This window comes from Bifidobacterium sp. WCA-178-WT-4B (genome assembly GCF_009696495.1).
Lineage (GTDB): Bacteria > Actinomycetota > Actinomycetes > Actinomycetales > Bifidobacteriaceae > Bifidobacterium > Bifidobacterium infantis.
This window is the reverse complement of the sequence record NZ_VULV01000020.1, coordinates 1-22578: the sequence shown is the minus strand read 5'-3', so window position 1 is coordinate 22578 and position 22578 is coordinate 1. Positions and strand designations below refer to the sequence as shown.

General features: G+C 59.9%; 21 protein-coding genes, 1 tRNA gene and 2 pseudogenes. 20 read left to right on the top strand and 4 right to left on the bottom strand.

The features are described 5' to 3' along the window. Positions 1-63: 63 nt before the first annotated feature. From FYJ31_RS13365 to FYJ31_RS11965, 5 genes and pseudogenes are all read left to right on the top strand, one after another. Positions 64-4113: pseudogene (locus tag FYJ31_RS13365) on the top strand (beta-ketoacyl synthase N-terminal-like domain-containing protein); the annotation flags it as partial. A 557-nt stretch (positions 4114-4670) separates the two neighbouring features. Continuing rightward, positions 4671-5219 (top strand): holo-ACP synthase, encoded by a 549-nt coding sequence (locus FYJ31_RS11980; protein WP_065473977.1) that lies wholly within the window; start codon positions 4671-4673, stop codon positions 5217-5219. A gap of 23 nt (positions 5220-5242) precedes the next feature. Beyond that, positions 5243-5422 carry a hypothetical protein gene (locus FYJ31_RS11975; RefSeq protein ID WP_012578512.1) on the top strand — a complete coding sequence of 60 codons (180 nt, stop codon included), beginning with the start codon at positions 5243-5245 and terminating at the stop codon, positions 5420-5422. Positions 5423-5600: 178 nt separating this feature from the next. After that, positions 5601-5674: transfer RNA gene (locus tag FYJ31_RS11970), tRNA-Gly, on the top strand. Positions 5675-5843: 169 nt separating this feature from the next. Next, positions 5844-7061 (top strand): tyrosine-type recombinase/integrase, encoded by a 1218-nt coding sequence (locus tag FYJ31_RS11965; RefSeq protein ID WP_154536771.1) that lies wholly within the window; start codon positions 5844-5846, stop codon positions 7059-7061. On the opposite strand, the gene FYJ31_RS11960 is transcribed toward FYJ31_RS11965, so the two are convergent. From FYJ31_RS11960 to FYJ31_RS11950, 3 genes are all read right to left on the bottom strand, one after another. Then, complete coding sequence (locus FYJ31_RS11960; RefSeq protein WP_032742388.1) at positions 7037-7264, bottom strand: hypothetical protein; 228 nt, start codon at positions 7262-7264, stop codon at positions 7037-7039. The two genes, FYJ31_RS11965 and FYJ31_RS11960, sit on opposite strands and share 25 nt — an antisense overlap. Continuing rightward, the gene (locus FYJ31_RS11955; protein ID WP_154536770.1) at positions 7261-7407 is read right to left on the bottom strand and encodes a hypothetical protein; all 147 of its coding nucleotides are present in this window, start codon (positions 7405-7407) and stop codon (positions 7261-7263) included. The genes FYJ31_RS11960 and FYJ31_RS11955 overlap by 4 nt, the downstream gene beginning before the upstream one ends. Before the next feature lie 78 nt (positions 7408-7485). Continuing rightward, a complete protein-coding gene (locus FYJ31_RS11950; RefSeq protein ID WP_154536769.1) occupies positions 7486-7635 on the bottom strand; it encodes a hypothetical protein in 150 nt (49 codons plus the stop codon). A 272-nt stretch (positions 7636-7907) separates the two neighbouring features. Between FYJ31_RS11950 and FYJ31_RS11945 the strand changes: the two genes are divergently transcribed. From FYJ31_RS11945 to FYJ31_RS11875, 15 genes and pseudogenes are all read left to right on the top strand, one after another. Then, positions 7908-8687: an NYN domain-containing protein gene (locus tag FYJ31_RS11945; RefSeq protein ID WP_129558951.1), complete on the top strand. Its 780-nt coding sequence runs from the start codon at positions 7908-7910 to the stop codon at positions 8685-8687. Between the two features lie 370 nt (positions 8688-9057). Next, the gene (locus tag FYJ31_RS11940; RefSeq protein WP_060620157.1) at positions 9058-9504 is read left to right on the top strand and encodes a hypothetical protein; all 447 of its coding nucleotides are present in this window, start codon (positions 9058-9060) and stop codon (positions 9502-9504) included. Between the two features lie 278 nt (positions 9505-9782). Further along, a complete protein-coding gene (locus FYJ31_RS11935) occupies positions 9783-9995 on the top strand; it encodes a hypothetical protein (RefSeq protein WP_032743631.1) in 213 nt (70 codons plus the stop codon). Further along, the gene (locus FYJ31_RS11930; RefSeq protein ID WP_032743632.1) at positions 9992-10756 is read left to right on the top strand and encodes a hypothetical protein; all 765 of its coding nucleotides are present in this window, start codon (positions 9992-9994) and stop codon (positions 10754-10756) included. Before FYJ31_RS11935 ends, FYJ31_RS11930 begins: the two co-directional genes overlap by 4 nt. 108 nt (positions 10757-10864) lie before the next feature. Beyond that, positions 10865-11140: a 3'-5' exonuclease gene (locus FYJ31_RS13360; protein WP_080714679.1), complete on the top strand. Its 276-nt coding sequence runs from the start codon at positions 10865-10867 to the stop codon at positions 11138-11140. Further along, entirely contained in the window at positions 11121-12113 is a 993-nt protein-coding gene (locus FYJ31_RS11920; RefSeq protein ID WP_154536768.1) for an exonuclease domain-containing protein, read from the top strand. Before FYJ31_RS13360 ends, FYJ31_RS11920 begins: the two co-directional genes overlap by 20 nt. 33 nt (positions 12114-12146) lie before the next feature. Beyond that, on the top strand, positions 12147-12563 hold the full coding sequence (locus tag FYJ31_RS13355; protein WP_394352793.1) for a helix-turn-helix domain-containing protein: 417 nt from the start codon (positions 12147-12149) through the stop codon (positions 12561-12563). Then, positions 12539-13231, top strand: a pseudogene (locus FYJ31_RS12970) (ISL3 family transposase); the annotation flags it as partial. The gene FYJ31_RS13355 and the pseudogene FYJ31_RS12970, both read left to right, overlap by 25 nt. A gap of 21 nt (positions 13232-13252) precedes the next feature. Beyond that, entirely contained in the window at positions 13253-13555 is a 303-nt protein-coding gene (locus tag FYJ31_RS12965) for a hypothetical protein (RefSeq protein ID WP_154536767.1), read from the top strand. A gap of 762 nt (positions 13556-14317) precedes the next feature. Then, positions 14318-16669 carry a DUF7604 domain-containing protein gene (locus FYJ31_RS11905; protein ID WP_326831215.1) on the top strand — a complete coding sequence of 784 codons (2352 nt, stop codon included), beginning with the start codon at positions 14318-14320 and terminating at the stop codon, positions 16667-16669. Between the two features lie 190 nt (positions 16670-16859). After that, entirely contained in the window at positions 16860-18437 is a 1578-nt protein-coding gene (locus FYJ31_RS11900; RefSeq protein ID WP_154536765.1) for a SpaH/EbpB family LPXTG-anchored major pilin, read from the top strand. 107 nt (positions 18438-18544) lie between these two features. Next, positions 18545-19219 (top strand): protein Vpu, encoded by a 675-nt coding sequence (locus FYJ31_RS11895; protein ID WP_154536764.1) that lies wholly within the window; start codon positions 18545-18547, stop codon positions 19217-19219. A 278-nt stretch (positions 19220-19497) separates the two neighbouring features. After that, positions 19498-19992, top strand: coding sequence for a hypothetical protein (locus FYJ31_RS11890; RefSeq protein ID WP_229774102.1), 495 nt, complete (start codon positions 19498-19500; stop codon positions 19990-19992). A gap of 308 nt (positions 19993-20300) precedes the next feature. Further along, complete coding sequence (locus FYJ31_RS12560; protein WP_012578510.1) at positions 20301-20987, top strand: teichoic acid transporter; 687 nt, start codon at positions 20301-20303, stop codon at positions 20985-20987. Between the two features lie 172 nt (positions 20988-21159). Then, entirely contained in the window at positions 21160-22395 is a 1236-nt protein-coding gene (locus tag FYJ31_RS11875) for an ISL3 family transposase (RefSeq protein ID WP_154536762.1), read from the top strand. Positions 22396-22477: 82 nt separating this feature from the next. Here FYJ31_RS11875 and FYJ31_RS11870 read toward each other — a convergent pair. Then, positions 22478-22578 (bottom strand): IS3 family transposase (locus tag FYJ31_RS11870; RefSeq protein WP_143247652.1); only part of this gene is annotated, 101 nt, incomplete at its 5' end.

The following is a 22578-nucleotide window of genomic DNA, read 5'->3' as shown; positions in this document are numbered from 1 at the left end:
GGCTCCGTCGCCGGACAGTCTACTGGACTGTCCGACTCCTCGCGCGGCCTGCAATCAGGGCAGGCCGCTGCTGGCGCACCGTCTGGTTCCGCCGTCGCCGACCTGCCCTTCAAGGCTTCCGATGCTATCGGCGTACTCATGGCCTACTCCGCCAAGGTGCGCCTCGACCAGATCGGCAGCAACGACACCACCGACACCCTGACCAACGGTGTCTCTTCTCGCCGCAACCAGCTGCTCATGGACATCAGCTCCGAGCTGGGAGTCGCCAGCGTGGACGGTGCTGCTGAAGCGACGCTCGACAAGCTCGCCCAAATCGTCAACAAGGCCGCCCCGAACTACAAGCCGTTCGGTGCCGTGCTCTCCGAGGCGCTGCGCGACCGCCTGCGCTCGCTGTTCGGTGCCGCCGGCGTCAAACAGCAGTACATCCGCGACCGTGTGGCCAACGTATGGCAGCTCGGCGAAGGCTGGGTGGCCAGCGTGCTTGCCGCACTGCTGCTCGACACCCGCGAGGGCTCCAGCTCCCGTGGCGGCGACCTGGCCAAGCTGCCGACCGCCGCCGTGCAGAACAAGCCGGAAGCCGACAAGCTGATCGACGCCGCTGTTGAAGTGGTCGCCCAGCTCAAGGGCGTTGCCGTGGCCCTGCCGTCCGCCGGTGGTGCCGCTGGTGGCGCTGTGGTCGATTCCGCCGCGCTCGACGCCTTCGCCGAGAAGGTCACCGGTTCCAACGGCGTGCTCGCCGCCACCGCCCGCTTCGTGCTGAACGAGCTCGGCGTGGCCGCTCCGGCTCCGGAAGAATCCGAGGACGAGAACGCCGCCGTCGTGGCCGCGGTCGAAGCCGAACTTGGCTCCGACTGGCCCAAGCGGGTCTCTCCGCGCTTCGACGCCAACAAGGCCATCCTCTTCGATGACCGGTGGGCCTCCGCCCGTGAAGACCTCGCCCGCGCCTACTACGGCAACGACCCCGCCGCCTTGAACGGCAGCTTCATCGGCCTTGGCAAGACCATCGCCGCCGAAGCCCAGTGGTTCGCCAACGAGTCGGAGAGCGAGGAGCTTAAGGCCGCCTTCCAGAAGGCCGGCTCCGAGGCCCTCGAACAGGTCGCTTCCAACAAGAACGCCTCCCGTTACGCGAATGATATCGCCATCGTCACCGGCGTGAGCCCGAACTCGATTGCCGCTCAGGTGGTCGAAGGCCTGCTCGCAGGCGGTGCCACTGTGGTGGCCACCTCGCACAGCTTCAAGCCGTCCATCAAGGCTTGGGCCAAGCAGGCCTACCGCGAGCACGCTACCGGCAACGCCAAGCTGTGGCTGGTTCCGGCCAACCTCTCCAGCTACCGCGACGTTGACGCTCTGGTCGACTGGGTGGGCCACGAGCAGAAGAAGACCTCCGGTGCCACCACCACGATTCTGAAGCCCGCGTGGGAGCCGACCCTGTTCTTCCCGTTCGCCGCTCCGCCGGTCCATGGCACGCTCGCCGACTCCGGCGACCTGTTCGAATCACAGGCGCGACTGATGCTGTGGGGCGTGGAACGCGCCATCGCCGGCTTCAGCCACATCGGTGCCGACACCAACGTGCAGCACAAGCTCCACGTGGTGCTGCCCGGTTCCCCGAACCGCGGCGTATTCGGCGGCGACGGTGCCTACGGCGAAGTCAAGAGCGCCTTTGACGCCATCGTCAACCGTGCCCGCGCTGAAAAGGTGTGGTCGAGCCGCGTCACCTTCGCTCACCCGAAGATCGGCTGGGTGCGTGGCACCGGCCTGATGGGCGGTAACGACCCGCTGGTCGCCGTCGTCGAGCGCCACGGCATCCACACCTACTCCACCGCACAGATTGCGGCCAAGCTGCTCGACCTGTGCACTGCCGAATCGCGCGAGCAGGCCCTCAAGGCCCCGCTCGATGTGGACCTGACCGGTGGCCTCGGCTCCGAGCCCATCGACATCAAGGCGTTGCGCGCGGAGGCCATGGCCGATGCGGAGAAGGAAGCTGCTGCGGCCTCGTCTCAGGAAACGGATGGCTCCGTCGCCGGACAGTCCACTGGACTGTCCGACTCCTCGCGTGGGCAGCAAATCAAGGCGCTGCCCACCCCGATCGTCACCAAGCAGGCTTCGGTCGACCTTGCCGACTGGACCAACGTCACCGCCAAGCCGAAAGACGAAATCGTCATCGTTTCCGTCGGTGAGCTGGGCCCGTGGGGCTCCGGTCGTACGCGCACCCAGGCCGAGCTCGGCATCCACTCGGACGGCACTGTCGACCTGAGCGCCGGCGCAGTGCTCGAACTTGCGTGGAACATGGGTCTGCTGACTTGGGCCGACAGCCCGAAGCCCGGCTGGTACGACACCGACGGCAACCTCGTGCCCGAAGAGGACATCGCCGAGCGCTACCACGACGAGGTCGTGGCCCGCTCCGGCATCCGCCCGTTCGAGGAAGGCATGGGCAACGACTACAAGGACGGTGCTGACGAAGAAGAAGCCGAGGTCTTCCTCGACCACGACGTCACCTTCTCTGTGCCCACCCGCGAAGTCGCCGCCGAATACGTCAAGTTGGACGAGGCTCACACCACCATCGCCCCGGATGAGGAATCCGGCGAATGGAACGTGACCCGCCACGCCGGCTCGATGATCCGCGTGCCGCGCCGCGCCACCATGACCCGCACAGTCGGCGGCCAGTTCCCGAAGGGCTTCGACCCGACCCGTTGGGGCATCCCCGCCTCGATGGCCGGCGATGTCGACAAGATCGCCCTGTGGAACATCGTCACCACTGTGGACGCCTACCTGGGCGCCGGCTTCACCCCGGCCGAAATCCTCGAGTCCATCCACCCCTCGCTGGTGGCTTCGACCCAGGGCACCGGCTTCGGCGGCATGATGTCGATGCGCAAGCTGTACCTCGACCGCTTCCTCAACCACGAGATCCCGACCGACATCCTGCAGGAAGCCCTGCCGAACGTGGTCGCGGCTCACGTGATGCAGTCCTACATCGGCGGTTACGGCAACATGATCCAGCCCGTCTCCGCCTGCGCCACCGCGGCCGTCTCCCTTGAAGAAGGCGTCGACAAGATCGCCCTCGGCAAGGCCGACTTCGTGGTCACCGGTGCGATCGACGACATCGGCGTGGAATCCGTGATCGGCTTCGGCAACATGAACGCCACCGCCAACTCGGAGGAAATGTACGGCAAGGGCATCGACGCGCGCTTCTTCAGCCGCGCGAACGATCGTCGCCGTGGCGGCTTCCTGGAATCCCAGGGCGGCGGCACGATCCTCGTGACCCGCGGTGACATCGCCGAAAAGCTCGGCCTGCCGGTCGCGGCCGTGGTCGGCTTCATCCACTCCTACGCGGATGGTGCCCACACCTCGATCCCGGCTCCGGGCCTCGGTGCCCTGGCTGCCGGCCTCGGTGGCAAGGACTCCAAGCTCGTGCACGACCTGGCTAAGCTCGGCGTCTCAGCCGACGACATCGCCGTGGTCTCCAAGCACGACACGTCCACCAACGCCAACGACCCGAACGAATCCGAGCTGCACAACACGCTGGCCCACGCCATCGGCCGCACCGACGGCAACCCGCTGTTCGTGATCTCCCAGAAGACGCTTACCGGCCACGCCAAGGGCGGTGCCTGCATCTTCCAGGTCAACGGCCTGACGCAGCTGTTCAAGTCCGGCGTGATTCCGGCGAACGTGTCGCTCGACTGCGTGGATCCGAAACTCCAGCGCGACGACCACATGGTCTGGGTTAGGAAGCCCCTGCGCGTCGGCGGCGGCGAGGACGAGTTCGGTCGCGAGACCGCTGGTCGCCCGGTCAAGGCCGGTCTGGCCACCTCGCTCGGCTTCGGACACGTCTCCGGCTTCGTGGCCCTGGTTCATCCGGGTGCCTTCGAAGCGGCCGTGGCCAAGGCCGATGGCGAGGCCGCGCTGGAAGCCTGGCGTGAGCGTGCCAACGCCCGCCTGGCCGCCGGCCAGCGTCACCTCGAGGAAGGCATGATGGGTCGCGCCGCGCTCTACGAGCCGATCGACAACCGTCGCTTCCGCGAGGATCACCGTGGCTACGACCACCACGAGGTCGAAAAGGCGATGCTCCTCAACCCGGACGCCCGTCTCGGTGCCGACGGCTACTACGAGGCCTGATTCCTCTGGCTCCCCTCGGTTGAGGGGAGCCAGTAGCGCACCGGATCTCGGCTCCCCTCTTTGAGGGGAGCTCCCGCGAAGCGGGTGAGGGGAGTTTCCCTTGGAGCTTTCTCGCTGGCACAAACTCAGTGAGAGAAATATGCAAAACATACGAAAGCCCCTCCCTCGGAGTGGGCTTTCTGCGTTTCAAGGGGCTGATTTGGCATTCGCCGGAGGTCTACTTCCGTTTCAAGGGGCTGTTACCCAAGTAGACAAGGCGTAAAAACGGCGGAATGGCGTTGGCGTTATGCTGCGGATACTCGTGGTATGGAGGATGACCAGCCCCTTGAAACGGAAGTAGACCTCCGGAACGGTCAAAATCCGCCCCTCGAAATGGAGATAGACCTCCGGGGCGGGGCGCGGATGTTTTTTGGACGGCTAGGCAGCCAGCCCAAGATGTTTGCGGTATTGCGCGAGGTCATCCAGCATAGTGAATCTTTTCCCCCTTGAAATGGAAATCAGGCCCCAATTCTGATGAGGTGTAGAGATTACGCGCGAAGCGGTACACAATAGGAAGCATGAATACTTGTGGTTTGGGGCATGACGTGGTGGATGTGGCCGCATTCGCCGAACAGTTGGCGGAGCCGGGGTCTCGCATGCGTGCGCTGTTCTCCGTGCGTGAGGTGCGGCAGGCATCCGACCGCGCGCGCCAGAAGAATGACGGGGAGGCCGTCCATCTGGCCGCCAAATGGGCGGGCAAGGAGGCGTTCCTCAAAGCCTGGTGCGATTATCTTGGCGATGCCCCCTATCCGTTCACGCTTGATAATTTCCCGTGGCCTGAAATCGAGATCTTGGATGATTCCCGTGGTGTGCCGCATGTGTCTCTGGGTAAGGGGGCGGCGTCAGTCTTCCAAACTGATTACGCGAATTCGGCTGCCGGCGCTCGCTATTCCTCTGCCTATTCCCCTGCTTCCGATAACGGGCCTTATGCAGTGATGCAGGAGCGGCGGAATGCGCGTTCGGCGCAGCGCTCGACTCTCGGTGCGGGGTCGATGCCGCATATCCATATTTCCCTGAGCCACGATGGTCCGATCGCCTCCGCGGTGGTGACGATTTCTGTGGAATAGCGCCCGAGGCCCCCGAGTGCTACATGCTGTACAACGTCTCCATCATGGTTAACCTGTGGAGCGCGCTCACCAGCCGCGACGTGCGCCTGCTCAAGAACCAGATCGACAAGCTCGACTCGCTGCCCGAAAACTGCTGGTTCGTGATTCTGAATGCGATGGGCGCCGACCTCCAACCATACGAGTCCCAGCTCATCCATTTGTGATTTCGACGGTTTCCAGCGCCCCTCTTTGAGGGGAGCTGTCGCCGTAGGCGACTGAGGGGAGTCCTCGGCAAAGCCACAATCCATCAACTAGATTGGCTGGTCCTGCTGCAACCACACGCGTTTGCCATCCTCGAAGAAATATGTATAATAACTCAAGTCGCCAAAAGCGACGCTTAACGCGGATGTAGCTCAATGGTAGAGCCTCAGTCTTCCAAACTGATTACGCGGGTTCGATTCCCGTCATCCGCTCCACTGAAAGAGGCTGCAAACCCTTGGAATTGCTTGGGGTTGCGGCCTTCGGTGTTTTCGGTGCGGAAAACATGCCGATGCAAGTTTTCCGCCCAAGTCCACCAATTTCCGCCCGAAATGTTTGACCTAATGTTTGACCTCGACCGCACGAAAAGGAAGAGGCCTGAAGCCCATGACACAGCAGAAGAACACCCGCCGACCCAACGGAAGCGGAAGCGAATGGCGCGACGACAACGGAGTCTGGCACGCGAAGAAGAGCGCCGGCGTCAATCCACGAACCGGACGACGCCGCTGGATCGAGGCGCAGGCGCAGACCAAGACCGCCGCCCGACAAAAACTCCAGACCAAGCTCGACAAACTTCAACGAGAAGGCGACCTGCCCCTCGCAGACGTCCCAACCCTCGACGTGTGGATAGACCGATGGCTCAACACCATCGCGCCCAACGTCAAACCCCGCACCCTCGAAACCTACCGATCCGACTGCAACACCATCCGCAGCGTCATCGGCGGAATGCGACTCGACAGAATAACCCCCGCCACCATCGACGGAATGTGCGCCAAACTCGCCAAGGAACACCGAAGCAAAACCGTCCACAACCACTATCTCAGACTCAGGCAGGTGCTCGACGCAGCGGTCCGCGAACGCCTCATCCCATCGAACCCGGCGCTCGCCGCAACGCCGCCGCGCTACGAGTCGCAGGCCACCCAGATCCTCGAACCCGGACAGCCGGCCCGGGCGGCGCAGGCCGCACTCGACCCCAAGCGTCGCAAATACAGCCACCTGGCAGATACCGACGACGACCGCGAAATGTGGAGCCTCATGTGGAACATCATGTTCGAGACCGGCATGAGAGAGGCCGAAAGATTCGCCATCCTGCCCGAAGAGCTCGCCACCGTCGACGGTGTGCACGGAATCCAGATCATGTGGGAGCTCCAACGCTTCAGATCCGATGCAGAAGTGCCCAACTGGCTCCGCTCCCGCCATTACGAGGGATGCTTCTGGCTCGTCGAACCGAAAAGCAAGCAGGGCAACCGGTTTGTGCCCGTCAGCAACCAGACGTGGCTCGGACTCTGGGCGCTCGTCGGACGCAGGCAATGCCAGCCCGGCCAGCTCATATTCACGCGCGAGGGACACCCGCTCACCAACACCGTGGAACGCCGGCGCTGGAAACGCTCTCTCGAAGACGCGGGACTGCCCTACGTCACCATCCGAAGCGCCCGCCACTTCTTCTCCACGCACCTCGCCGAAGCCGGAGCCCCGGAAGATGCGAGAAAAGCGATGATGGGCCACGCAAAAATCAGCACGACGGCCGGATGCACCCACTGGTCCGCCGCAAGCCTTGCGGCACTTGCCGACAAGGCTCGTCAGGCGGTGGGGGAATCGGCCTGATTGCGATTCTTGCGCGGCCTTCCCCCGCCCGCACCGCGACCGGGACGAGCGGCGTTCCAAGCATCGATGGTCTCAGGCAGCCAGCCGCGAGTCGTGCCGATCAGCGCGTCCGGCTCCGGCAGATGATACCCCCTCGCGGCCGGATTGCTCGTGCCGATGCGCTCGCCGACCTCCTTGAGGCTGAGATATCTTGCGGTGCTCATTTCCGGCCTCCCGACAGATAGCCGAACACCCCGGCGGCCATGCCGAAGGTTCCGGCCGCGATGGCCTGACCGCCGATGGCGAGAATGAGGCACATCGCGCCACATATCAGCGAGACGAGCCTGTATGCGTTTGTTGTGTTCATGATGTTCCATGGATTAGTCTGGGGATAGGGAGCCGCAGCTCCGGATACTAGGACTATTCGGAATCTGCGGCTCTTGTACTACCGGCGAGGCCTTCGCCGTATATGCGGCGGCTTGGGCTTCGGTACGGGTGACGGCTCATCGCCTTTGGATTTCACCGCCGCGATGACTGCGGCGATTCCGACAAGCAGGGAGCCGATGGCTTCTATCGCTTTCCAGACCTCATCCATGTCTCACCTCCTTCCACTGTTCTGTTTTCGTTGACATAATAATTATAGCTCAATTAAGTAAGTTATGCAAGTCAGAACGGCAAAGATCTGGATGTGCCTATTCGAATGTTCTCCATTACTCGCACATGGTGTAACAAGTGCATGTAAAACCGGTAGAAAATCAGGATAATGATAAGACGACAAGGAAGCGTCTGGCCGTTGTTTTTGCGTCGGACGCCAGCCGGAAAAAGTGGAGATGAATTTTAGAATAATAACCAGTAGAATTGTTAACTATGAGTCAATTTCGCGTGGGAGCCTATATAGATGGCTTTAATCTGTATTACGGAATGCGTTCGCATATGGGGCGTTCGACGCCTGAATGGCGATGGCTTGACATACGTGGAATGCTACAGCCGTATGCGCAGTATTGGGATCCCAACGCCTCTCTGACGGTGGTCTATTGCACCGCTCGTGTGAACGCCTCTTCCTCGCAGTCGGCGGCGATTGACCAGAATTTCTATCTGAAAGCATTGCGTGCGTCTGGTTCGGTAGATGAAATCGTTTTGGGGCATTACGTAGTTCGCAGCAATTATGCCTTCATGGTTGATAAGTTATCACGCAGCCGAGTGCCTCAACTGCTGAGCGTAACGGCGCAGCAGTTCAGCAGGATAATGCCACGCGGTCCACAGAATTGGCCCATCTCACTCCGGAATGGCCATGTCGGAGTGGATATACAACGAATTGAGGAGAAGGGCTCCGATGTAAATGTGGCTTCAAGACTGTTGCGCGACATGTACGAGAACACAATCGATGCAGCTCTCGTTCTGACTAACGACTCCGATCTGTCGGAACCCATACGCATTGCGCGAGAACGTATACCTGTTGGAGTGTTGAATCCCCATAAAGGGCCGATCGCGGGCAGTCTGAAACCATTCCGTAATGCGCAGAACAGAATTGGCAGCTGGAACAAAGCTCTCTCTCCAGCCGATTTTAAAGCTCACCAACTGCCCGATGAAGTCAACGGAATGGTCGACGGAAAATACGTGTTTGCGCGTAAGCCAGCAGAATGGTGACATGCTGGAATACTTGACGACATACGCCTACCAAGGTATATTTACCACTGTACCCACCCCGATTGCCACTGGCGACGGGGTTTTTTCATGCCCGATCGATCGGCAGACAAAGGCGAACCATCGGTATGGTCATGTTCCGTATTCTGGCAATCGGAGTATGGATATTCGCCCTGCTGATTTTCGTTGGCGGATTGAGCACCGATTTCCTGACATGCACAATAGTCGCGCTGATCATCGCATTGAATACCCTGATTCCGTCAAGCCAAAGCCCCGGCGCCCGCAGAGAGCGATCGGGGCGATTCCGTATATACGGCGGTAGAATCTAATCAAGCCGCATCGAGACGGCCGAGAGAACAACGAGGTTGGGGGCATGATGCCGGAACGAGAGAACGGAAAAATGGGCAAAATCGTGAAATGGGTCAAAGACAATGGTCTGGCCTTCGCACGCGAAATGGCCGGTCGGCATGACGCCGATATGAGCAACGAAGGGGCGAGTCGCCAATTTCGCCGTGATATGGAACGAGCCACCGCGGCATTCGCCGAGCTTGGCGCAGACAAGCAGAAAATGTACGAACTGCTCCGTAAATGGTTCGGAGTGGACAGCATGGAAGAAGCGGACTCCTACATCAGGGACGGAGCCCAGTTCGAATACCCCATGACACTGCTCGAAGAATACCTGAAACATGAAGGATACGAGACAATGGACATAATCAGATTCAAGAGAGACCACAACGTAGCGGAGAGACTCAGACGAGACCCGTCACTGTCAAGCCTCACCCCAGAACAACTCAAACAACGAATGGAGCAGAACAAATAAAAACGTCTCCAGCGCTCGCCTGTCGAACGGTAGAATCTAAATATGTCGCATAGAGGCGGGTGAGAGAACGAGGGGCGTTGAGCTCGGCAGCCATCTGGTGGAGTTCACCGTCATACATGCGTTACTCATGGTGCCACATCCGTATCATTTTGCGACACGCGCGGGCGACCTGAATGAGCCGAACTTATGCACATTTTGGCCGAAAATGTGCATAAGTTCATCAAAAGTGTGTAAATTGAGCATACGGAGACGTGATGACAAGCCGAAAGGAGACTGACATGACTGCAGTGGCGGTGGCTCCAAAGGCCCATAAAATCGGCAGGCCGGTCATGCTGGACAGCGAGGAAATCCGAAAGCGCAGGAATGTCCTCGAAGGCAAGTACGGCACTCGTGAACAGCTTTCTCAGAAGCGCGACCTCATCGGACTTACTCTCGAGGAGCGCATCGCATTGTACGACCTCGAGGATCTCGACTTCCTAGAGGGCCGATGAGCACGGAATCCGACCAGACCGAGGAACAGGCCATCGATTTCGCCCAGAGACTCGAGAACATGCTCACTGAGGTTCTCGGCCAACCGTCGGACGGGCAATACACCGCCGACCCGCAGGGCGCACGCAAAAAACGCAGCGCCAGCTATCTGATCAAGACGCGGGATCCGCAAGGCATTTCTCTCACCGTGGGCGGCAGCACCATACTCCGCCTCTCGTACCGTTACCAATGCTCCTGCCGCGACTCGAATTCATACCTCCAAGTGGATGAGTCTGCGATCACGCTGCGAGCCGAAAGCGACCCCGCACCCATCATCCACTACGATTTCGTGCGCGACCCCCATAGCGCCATTCCCGCGGCCCACATCAACATTCACGCCAGCAACGACAGCGCCACGAAAGCGATGCTCGCATGCGGCAGCAAAAGCCAGGGCAAGAACAGACGAAAAGCGTTCCTTGAAAAAGGAACCTTCCCCACATTCTCCTCCCTCCACTTCCCGGTAGGAGGAGACCGATTCCGCCCCGGACTCGAAGACGTCCTACAAATGGCAATCTACGAATTCGGCATCGACGCACAGCCGCAATGGCAGCAAGCCATCGAACAGAGCCGGGCCGAATACCGCACCCGCCAAATCAGCGCCCTTGTATGCGAATTCCCGGACATCGCATACCAAGCCCTCTCGCAAAACGGATACCTCGACAGCGGCACACCGCCACAACGACCCGAACGAGAAGACACCAAAAGTCGACTCACCAAATACTGAAAACCGCCCTGGCACTCGCAAAGAGCGGCCGGGGCGATTCCGTATATACGGCGCTTGAACCTAATCAAGCCGCATCGAGTCGGCCGAACGAACAACGAGGTTGGAGGCATGATACCCAGAGAACACAAAGGGGCCAGCGTACTGGCCGACAGAAAAGATTACGTAGCCTTGGACCTCGAAACCACGGGATATGACCCACGATTGGACGAAATAATCGAAATCGGTGCCATCAAAGTCCGAAACGGGCAACCCATCGACCGGTACGGACAACTCATCAACCCTGGTCGCCATATCCCGAATATCGTTACCGAAATCCATGGAATCGACGACGGCATGGTAAAAAAACGCGCCAACGCTCGCCGACGTGCTCTCCGAATTCCTTGACTGGATGGGCGACGGCCTGATTCTCGGCCACAACGTCAACTTCGACATCAATTTCCTCTATGACAACGCCGAAGATATCTGTGGCAAGTATGTCGGCAACGACTTCATCGACACCCTCCGGCTCGCCAGATACCTCTACCCCGAAGAACGTCACAACCGACTGCAAGACCTCATCGTCAGATTCGATATCGCCGAAGACCAAGAGCATAGAGCGCTCGCCGATGTGGAACAGACCATCGCGTGCTATCGGTGGATGATTCGGCACATGAATGAGAACGGCATTCCCTTCCCGGCCGGAGATGGCCGCAGCCGCAGAGGCTTATCTTCGCTATTCCGTGGCGGAGATCAACTGCTGCAGATAGCCCCACAGGACGAAGTCACCCCTGATCCCGCATTCGAAAACCTCACATTCGTATTCACCGGCGCACTCAAGAAAATGACCCGCGCCAACGCACAACAGGCCGTCACCAACCTCGGTGGCATCAACGGTAAAACCGTCACCAAAGACACCAACTACCTCATCACCGGCAGCACCGACTACAATGCCGCCCTCAAAGGCTCCAAAAGCAGCAAATGGCTCAAGGCCGAAAAACTCCAACTCGCCGGACAAGACCTCAACATCATCAGCGAAGACGTGTTCTACTACATGCTGGGGGACAGCATCGCCCAAGCGCCAACGCAAAGCCAACTGAAATTCAAAATCACGCAACCAGCTTGCAAAAAGATTCTGGAAATACCCAGCGGAAACCTAGATGCGAAAGAAGTCAGCGTATTGGCCGTCGATGACAGAACTAAGCCCAGCATCGTTTTGAAAACTCAGGACGGCGAAATTCTCGCAGAATTCAGCTCCAGAATGAAAGCGTATGAAACCATCGCCGCCCTGGACGGTAGAACAATAGAATTAACCGCAACCAAGCACGATGAATTCGGGTCTGCCCCATACTTCAACGCAAAAGCAAAAATCATTCGATAGGGCAAACAGTCACAAACGCCCCGGCGCTCGCAGATGAGCGACCGGGGTGTTTTTTTGTTTATTCTTACAAGATTTCTAGTTTCTGATATGAAAAGCCCTGGCGCTCGCAGATGTGACCGGGGCGGCAGGAGACGCCACGGTTACGGCCAAGGCGGCGGCGTGCGTCGCTGGCGTCATCAGGATTTCGGCTGCTGGCGCGTCGGACTGGTCGCCTCGATGCCGCGCGTGGACTGCCCGGAATGCGGCGTCGTGGTCGCCCGGGTGCCGTGGGCGGAACCGGGCAGCCGGTTCACGAGGGATTTCGAGGCGGAGTGCGCGTGGCTGATGGGCGTCGCGAACCGGAAGACCGTCAGCGGTTCCTGCACGTGGCGTGGCGCGCCGCGGGCGACATCGCCCGCAGGGTCGCGGATCGGCTCAGGACGGCGATGCCGTCGCCGTTCGACGGGCTGACGGCGATCGGCGTGGACGGGACCAGCCACCGCAAAGGCCATACGTACATCACGGTGGTCGTCGGCCACGAGCGTCACCGCGTGGTCTGGGCGCACGACGGGTACGGCGGGGACGTGTTCGACCTGTTCTTCCGGCGGCTCGCCGAGGAGCGGAAGGCGTCCATCCGCGTGGTCGCCGGCGACGGGGCCCGCTGGATCGACTCATGCGTCGCCGCGCACTGCCCGAACGCCGAACGCGTGCTCGACGGGTTCCACATCGTCTCCTGGATGACCGGCGCGCTCGACCAGGTCCGCAGACGCCTGTGGAACCAGGCGAGACGCGCCGGCGACGAGGAGGTGACCAAGCGCATGCGCGGCGCCAAGTACGCCGTCCTGAAGAACCCGGACGACCCGACCGACCGGCAGAACGACGCGCTCGGCGCCATCGGGAACACGGACCCGAAGGGCCGGCTCTACCGCGCCTGGCAGCTCAAGGAACTCCTGCGCATCCTGCTCAGACACCCCCTCGACCAGGCGCGCGGCGAACTCGACCACTGGGTGTTCCGGGCCTCGCGCAGCCGCATACCCGAGATCGTCGAACTCTCCAGAAAGATCCGACGCTGACGCCCCGACATCCTCAGGACCATCCAACTCGGCTACTCCAACGCCAGGCTCGAGGCGTCCGACAACCGGATCAAGGCCGCCATCCGCATGGCCTACGGCTTCCACCACGTCGACAACCTCATCGCCCTGACCATGGCTCCGATACGGCGGACTCGACATGCATCTACCACAACCCGCAATCTAACCCACGAAAACAGCAGAAGCCTCCGTTATTACGAATACACGCTATACCGCGCTAGCGTAACGGTAATGCCTGACGCCTGGCGTTCCACTGAGTTCCATGTTGGTGCCAAGGACTGCCGCTGGATGACTCTTGATGAGATGCTTGCCGACCCTGTCATCAACGAAATCAATCATGATGTCGTCGCGATGGTGCGGGATAACTTGTAATTGTTGCCACTTCGGGCATATGACGATTGAGCCAAAGCATGTTCTATGTTTCGATAATCATCAAAAGCAGAGCATAGTATGCTCTACGGGGATTTTTCTATACCCTGAAAACACCGAAAATCAGGATATAGGGCAGTAGCACGAATTAGCCAACAGCGGTATACCAAGGAATAAGGCCTTTTCCGCCCGCGATGTAACGTAGATCCGTACCTTACGAACCTCATATATAGGATCGCGACCAAAGCGTCGCTCGCAACACCGCCCGCGCCATCATCGCCAGCCATCACCAGCATCACACACCGCTCGGTGAGTCGTATGTTTGCGTTCACAGAAATTACATGTAGTGTGTCTCCGCGTATGCGTAGCGGTGTGTGATGGTGTGTGATACTGCACGCACACGGAGCAGTGGCATACTGACGGTCGTTGGTAACTCCGTACCCCACGTAGCGGTGGCAAATCCGCCTCCGTTCCCGGATGGTGGGAACGACACGCCCCGTCGAGAAGAAAAGGTGCGTTATCGCGGGGGGGGGCGGCGGGGTGTCACTTTCCGAAAATTCCAAGGTCTTTACCAATATCGGGTAAGAATCTTCCCCTATCCGGGTGGACGCATTCGCACTTTCTGATTAATAGCATAACGCCTTGTACGTGTAACGCCAGGTTCTGGCGTACGCGATTGTAAGAGAGACGGACAAGGCTATGAAGAGAATTGCAGAATGGTTCGCAGCGGTAGAGGCCGCAGCGGGCAGGAGAGGCAAGCGGTTAGTGGCCGTCGTTGCCGCCGTGGCGATGCTCGGCGGCGTCGCCGGCGTGGCTGGGGTAAGCGCCACCGCCATGGCGGACGATGGGAATGCCTCCACAACACAATCGCAGACCGCCGATGAGAAGGCGGCCGCCAGCGTGCCCACTCCTCTTTCCACCGAGGGAACAAACGGTGTGCCAGATGATCCGACGTTGTCTGCTCCGGCCCGCGAGAAGACCGTTACCGCCAATGGAGACGGCACGTACAAGGTGGCATTGAACGTCACCGGTGCGAAGAGCGCGGGTACGGGCGAGATCGTGACGAACCAGCCGCTCGACATCGTGCTGTTGCTGGATGTGTCCGGTTCGATGGCCGAAAAGATTGCTTGGAACCAGCCTACGAAGATTGACTCGCTCAAGACCGCGGTCAATAACTTCATCAAGGCGACGGCCGACGAGAACGCGAAGATTACCGACCAGAACCTGCAGAACCGCATCGCGTTGGTGAAGTTTGCCGGTACTGCTTCCGATAATGTGGGTAACGACACTTATTGGGATTATCGTTGGGGGCAGCGCTATAACAACTCCCAGATTGTGACAAATCTGACGTCGAATCTTAATGGTCTGACAAGTACAGTCGACTCGCTGAACGCTGCGGGAGCCACGCAGGCTGACTACGGTTTTCAGAAAGCTCGAGTCGCACTGCAGAACGCGCGCACCGATGCGAAAAAGGTTATTATCTTCTTCACGGACGGACAACCGACGAGTAGTAATGAGTTCGAGAATTCGGTTGCAAATGGTGCGGTGAGAAACGCGAAGGTGCTTAAGGATGCGGGAGCAACCGTCTACTCCATCGGAGTGTTCGGCGACGCGAACCCGAACAACACGTCAACCAACTGGAACAATCGCTTTAACGCCTATATGCACGCTGTCTCCAGTAACTATCCGAATGCCACGGCGTGGAACAGGCTTGGCAATCGCGCCGACAACAGCAGCTACTACAAGGCCGCCACGGATGCCGACCAGCTGAACAACATCTTCGAGTCCATCCGCCAGGAGATCACCAAGACGGCAGAGTACGCCGACGTGACGATTCACGACAAGCTGTCCAGCTGGGTCGTGAGCTCCGACGGCGCCTCCGCGAATGGAAAGCCCGCGGGCTTCACGTACACGAAGACCCAGCACGGCCAGACCACGGCGTGGGCTGGCGCCCCGGAGGCGACGGTTGCGGCTGATGGCACCGTGTCTTGGCCGGTCACGTCCAACGGCGGCAAGCTTGAGGACGGCGTCACCTACACGGTGAGCTTCAATGTCAAGCCGACGCAGGCTGCGTTCGACGAGGCTGTTAAGAACCACAAGGACGATGCCAGTGCCTCCGGCGACAACAACTTCTACACGAACGACAACCCCAGCGCCACCGTCGGCTACAGGACCGTGGTGACCTCCTCGCAGGGCGGCACGACGACGAGCGATCCGCAGACCGCCCTCTACCCGCAGAAGCCGACCATCACCCTTCCGGTCTCCAAGATCACGGTGACGAAGACTTGGTCCGACGGCAGCGAGAATCACGCGGATGATTCCGTGCAGGTCCAGCTCAAGCAGGACGGCAGGGATTATGCCAATGGTTCAGCAACGCTGAATGCCACCGGCAATTGGACTCACGAGTTTACGGTGTCTGCCGGCCCTGAGGGACACGCATACTCGGTTTCCGAGGTCAAGGTTGAAGGCTATGACTCCAAGGTCGATAAGACTGACCTCAAGCTACAAGGTCTGACCGCACAATCCGGTGCCTTCACGGTAACCAACACACCTTCTTACGTGACCTTGCCCGCTTCGGATGTCAAGGTGACGAAGGTTGTGCAGGGACATGCTGCTAATTCGGACCTCAGCTTCAACCTGAAGTGCGTGGATAGCACGGATGCGAATGCTGGTAAGTGTGCTGACGTTACCGGCTTGGTCAACAATGGACTGACTACGACTGTGTCCAAGGGCGAATTGACTGCTAGCGGCGCGAGCGCGACGGTTGGCTTCGGCAATGGGGACCTGAAGTTCAGGGTTCCGACCGGTAACGCCACGCAGCTCGTCTACAAGTTCAATGTGACGGAGGACCGCACCAATGTCCCAGCTGGCTGGCGTTACGACGGCAGCACGAAGACGGTGACGGTGACCATTGCCAAGAACGATGATGGTCAGTGGGCGGCGACTGTGAACGACAACGACCCGACGTTCACGAACAAGTACGTCGCTGTGTCTTCCCTGCCGTTGACCGGTGGTCGTTCGGCCCGTGACTGGCTGGTGTATGGCGGTGGCCTGGGTCTGATGGCCTTGTTGGCTGCTGCGGGTTACACGGTGTGGCGCAAGCGTCAACTCGTCTAGCCCGTTCCTGGCTCCCCTCCCTGAGGGGAGCTGGCCGGCGGAGCCGGACTGGGGGCGCAGGAGACTTCCCTCAGACCGAAAAGAGCAATTAAAGATTTGCGGATTGCGAAGCCCCTTGTGAAAAAGGGTTCTTAGCCTCCGTGATTGCAGAAAACAAGTAGTAAACAAGTTAAGGAAGAGAGGGTTTCTCATGAAGTTGAGGAAGCTTTTCGCGGGCGTCGCTGCTGCGGCGACCCTGTTGGGTGGCATGGCGTTCGGTGCCGCCACCGCCAACGCCAACGCGGCGGATACTGACCAGGCCACGATTACGGTGAACAACGCCCAGACGGGTTACACGTACACGGGTTACAAGTTCGCCACGTTCGATAACGTCCAGGGCACGGCCCCGAATGCCACGTCCGTCGAGGTGAACACCGTCGCCGCGTGGAAGGACGCTGTGGCCGCTGCGGCCGACGTGGCCAACGGCAATGCTGCGGTTCCCGCCGAATACGCCGAGAACCCGGCCGCGTACGTGGCCACGTTCGATGCCGCCACCGCCCGTAAGTTCACCGACGAGCTGACGAAGCACATCCCCGTGGGCGAGCAGGGCACTGCCGCCGTGGACGGCGTGATTACCGCCACCGAGGGCTGGTTCCTCGTGACCAGCAAGGCAGGGAAGGCCGGCAAGTCCGCTTTGGTTGCCACCCAGATCACCAGCGGTGGCGAGACCTACACGAAGATCACGCTGAACGCCGAGGACGGCCAGCACAACATCGACGCGCTGGGCCAGTTCAATGCCAAGGACGAGAACGCCCCGACGCCGCCGACCAAGAGTGCTAACGGCACGGGCACCGTGAACGTGGGCGACACCGTGAACTACACGATCACCGCTGTTGTCCCGCCCGCAGCAGCCGGCTTCGACACCTACAAGTACACCATCACCGATGCCGCATCCAAGGGCCTCAACGTGGCCAAGGACAACGCCAACTTCGTGGTCGTCGTCAAGAAAGGCAGCACCGACGGCACCGACAAGACCCTGGCCGAGACAAGCGGCGATTACACGCTGACCCAGCAAGGTTCCGCCTCCGACGAGAACGGCACCGTGACGACCATCGCGTTCCCGAACGTGAAGGACTACGCCGGCAAGACCATCCAGGTGACCTACAAGGGCGTCGTGACCTCTGACGCCGTCGACCAGGTGACCAACAAGGCCACCGTGAAGAACAATAACGACCAGACCGGCGAAGGCACGCCTGTCGTCAAGAAGCTCGGCAAGTTCGACTTCACCAAGATCGGTGTCGACAACGACGCCAATGGTCTGGCCGGTGCCGAGTTCAAGGTTTCCGCCGATGGCGGCAAGACCTTCATCAAGTTCTCCCAGGACGCCAACGGCGTCTACTACCCGGACGCCAACGGTAACGAGACCCTGACCTCAGCCGACGGCAAGGGAACACAGAAGACCCTTGGTAAGGTCGCTGTCCGCGGCCTCGCCGAAGGCACCTACACCGTTCAGGAGACCAAGGCCCCGACCGGTTACGCCGAGAACTTCAAGGTCACCTTCACCGTGACCATCGGCACGAACGGCGGCGAGGGCACTCTGGCCGTTGACACGCTCCATCAGGTCAACACGACCAACAAGACGGTCTTGAACGTCAAGTCTATCACCCAGCTGCCGCTCACCGGTGCCGCAGGAACCATGCTGTTCACCGTGGTCGCCGTGCTCCTCGCCGGTGTTGCCGCGACCGTGTTCGCCAAGTCCCGTTCCACCAAGCGCGCCCTCAACGCGTGAGGCGATAGCAAATAATCTGCCATCTGATTATCGGTAGATGTTCAAGTGAGGCTCGTTCCAAAGGTTGTTTCAGGACGGGCCTCTTTTTTGAGAAAAAGGAGTTGTTTATGGGACAGCCGGCGAAGAGATATTCAAGCCAAGATGTATGGAACAGTTATTGGTGTGGTCCAACCATATTCGATCGTATCGGTAAGGATTTTGACAAGAGCGGCTATGACTTGCATTGGCTGCGTGATGCGCTGGCCTCTGCCTATGACGTTCAGGAGAGTTGCAGGTCGAGCGTCAATGAAAAGCTTCGGCGCCCTTACACGTTATCGGTGTTGGAGAAGGCGCGCTTGCTGTGTGACGCGCAAGATAATCGGCACGCGTCCAGTATAGGTATTGTTGATATTGCGGTGCTAGCATTGTCCGGTTTTGCCGTATTGGCGTCAGTAATTTCTACGTACAAGGATATGAATATCTCTCAGGAGATAATGCCTGCTAACTTGATACTGCTTATTGGACTCATCGTGCTGTTTGCCATTCTTATGGGTGAAGTAATTTATCTATTCAGGCGGGACAATCGGCGTGACAGGCTTCGCGAAGCTTTGGCTATTCTCATTGCGGAGGATGAACGAACCGCGAAAGAAAAGGAACAGGCTTCGGATGAGGAGCTCCGCCAACTGATTCATAATCCGTTGGCAATTAGTGTCCAAGCTGCTAGCGCTGTTAGCGATAATAGTGCTGCTGGCGGTACTGCTGATGCTGATGCCGGTAATGATGATGGGGATGGTGACGCTTAATAGCGTCTATTTTCCATAGTCATTGCCTGAGGGTTCGACACTCAAGCATACATAGGCCGTCATAGGCCGTTCTGCGAGATATGGAGGGCCATCAGTTCTGGACACTGATGGCCCTCCATCATGCTTCCCTATCGTTTCCCTCATCTCAATATCGGGGATGAAACCTACCCTACTAGGGGTTAGAAAAGTCCGTATAACAAGTACTATCATCCCAAACTATGACATGCCCCCATATTTAGGGGTGCGGACGAACCTTCCAGAGAGTGTAGGGGATGAAAATGACTGTCGGTGGAGGGGCCTTTAGCCCCGAAGAGATCAAGTACCTGAAGTCGTTGCCGGCGGTGGCGGAAGCCACTTCGAAACGCATTACCTACACTGACGACTTCAAACGGTATTGCGTGACCCGTTATAACGAAGGTGCCTCACCGGTGCGTTTGTTCCGTGAGGCCGGGCTCGATTCCGCCCTGATCGGGTACAAGCGCATCGAACGTTGCCTTGCCCGCTGGCGCGAGGCACAGGATGAAATCCTGGGTGCCGAAGCGCCGGAACCCGCCGAGAAAAACAGTCGGGGGGGGGGGTATCACATTCGAAGTTTTATCGATCGGGAACCGCTGGAACGTCAGATACTTCGAACGAGTGGCGTGAGGCGGAGGGTGCCGCAATTACGGCGAAAGCCGGCAGCGAATCCGATTTCCACGTATCCCCCGAACGCCGCGCCATCATCTTCCCCATCTCCCGCAAAGAGCAGAACAATGATTTACGTGACCTGCTGATTGTTCAGCAAATACGGCGTATCGATGAGCTGGAGCGGCAGGTCGATATGCTCGAGGCTTTGCTGCATGGCGGGCGACGGGGGAGCAGGGCATCATCTTTCTCGCTTCCGAAACGCGAATCGGGCGAGCGGGGCTTGTCTGCGGGCAATAATGACGTTGCTCCCGCGGATTCGGATAAGGAGAATCGTAGCGAGGATCATGGTGAGGACCAGGGCGAGTAATCGATCGTATCGGAGACTTGCCCAACACGCACGCTAAGATGGGCATCGCAATAATCGGCAATGAGCAGGTAATCGGCGAGGCGGTGCATGGAGCAGGAATCCAACGAGCAAGAACCTAACGAGGCGACGGAAATCGTGGGCGGCAAACTAGAGACCGTCGAGGTTTCCAAGCACCCCGAGGCTTCCATACCCGAGACCGATTTGTCTCTGGCGGATATCGAGCGCCGTCGTTCGCATCCGTTGCGTTGGGCGCTGATTATTCTTGCCGTACTGTGCGCCATCATCGCGCCGTACTGGTTCGGTCGCTCGTTGGCGGTAAATAATACTGACTCCATTGTGGCCGTGCTCGGGGGAGTGTCTCCGCAAGGCATCGCGCTGGTCGGTTGGGTGGCCGTGGTGATTGCGTACGTCGGATTGGCGATGGCGGTGGTCGTCTCGCCGTCCTGGCCGTGGCTGATTGTATTTGTGATCGGGTTGGCCGGCGAGCAGTTCATCGCGGGACTCAGCATGCTCAATCTCAATTTCTGGTATTCCACGTACGTGGTCTACGGCAAGCAGGCCGGCCTGGCGAATGCCGCGAACCTGGGCATTATGGGTGCGGCGATCGGCATCGCCGTATATGCCCTGGTGTTTGTTGGTCTGCTGGTGATTATCCGGAAGACCTCGCCGTTGAACGTGCTGACCAAAAGCTGGGCGAGTTTCATTCTGTACTTCGTGATTGAAACCATCGCCCTGCTCGTGGTGTTGTTTGGCGGATTGCTCACCACTGTGTGAGCGTACGTGAGTCGCCGTACGTCGCTCAGTACTCACCACTCACTGCTCACCACCGCGCAAACCGTGTGCCGCTCCCTTCAGTACTTATATGATGTGTTATATTTGTTGGCCTTTCGCTGTTTGTGGTGGGTGGTTTGGGTGCGGGGTGATGCCGGTCGGGTAGGTTGGAGGCATGGATGCCTCTCACCTGTTCACCGCCGCGCTTCGGTTGCAGTCACCTTGGAAGGTGGGGTCCGTGGACTTCCGTGACGCCGACGGCGGCCGGCAGGAGCTGCGCATCATGATCGGCTTCGAGCCCGGCGCCCGCTTCCCTTGTCCCGAGACAGGCCGCCGGGAAGACGCCTGCCCGGTGCATGACAGGCGGGGGCGTGTGTGGCGGCATCCGGACTTCTTCCGGTGCAAGGCGTTCATCCACGCCGCCATGCCCCGCGTCACGTGTCCCGAGCACGGGGTGGGGACGGTGCCCGCCCCGTGGGCGAGGCCGGGCGGCGGGTTCACGCTCCTGTTCGAGGCGTGGACGGTGGAGACGGCCCGCCACCTGCCCGCCGGCACGCTCGCCGGGCAATTGGACGAGACCGACACCCGTTTGTGGCGGTCCGTCGCCCGTTACGTCGACGAGGCGAGGAGGCTGGAGGGCTACATGGGTGTGGAGGCCGTCGGCATCGACGGGACCGGCCGCGGGGGCCGCAATTGCATCACCGTGGTCGCCGGTCTCGTGGAGCACGATGTCGTCAACGTGACGCCGGGCAGGGACCCGGCCGCGGTCGAACGGTTCGCGCGTGGTTTCATGGACCGCAACGGGGTCCCGGAGTATGTGCGTCTGGTCGCCTGCGACATGAGCCTGGGCTTCCGGAAGGGCATCCGTGGGCATCTGCCCCATGCGCGGCGGATCGTCGACAGGTTCCACGTGGCCGGGCACGCCGACGAGGCCGTCGGCAAGGCCGGGAAGACGGAAGGCCGCTCCGACCCGCTGCTCAAACGGGCCGAGTACCTGTGGCTGCGCGACGGGGAAAGCCTGGCCGAACTGCAGGTGGAGGCCAGGCGCAGCCTGACGGGGCGACGGTTGAGGACCGGCCGCGCCTGCCGGATGCGCGAGGTCCCGCAGGACGTCTGCACGGACGGCCGCACCCCGTCCGAGGCGTGGGTGCGCCTGCATCGCCTGTGCTCGTGGATGATGCACTCGAGGCTCGAGCCGATGAAGGACTTCGCCCGCATGGTCCGACGCCGCTTCGCCGAGATCGTCGCCTGCTTCGGGCACCCGTACGCCAACGCCGTGCTCGAAGTAGGCGACGGCGTCATCCGGAACGTCAAACGACGGGCGAGAGGCTTCCGCGACATGGACCACTCCGCCGCCATGATCTACCTGACCTGCGGCGGACTCGACCTCAAAGCCGTCACCACCACTTGACCATCACCCACCACAAACAGCGAATAGCCGTTTTATTTGTTTTTTTTTTAAGCCTTGGGGGTGCGGATGTTTTTTTGGACGGTCAGGCGGCCAGTCCAAGACTTCTGCGGTATTGCACGGGGCTCATCCAGTCCAGTGACTTCTTGATCCTGGTTTCATTGTAGTGGGTCAGGTAGGCGGCCA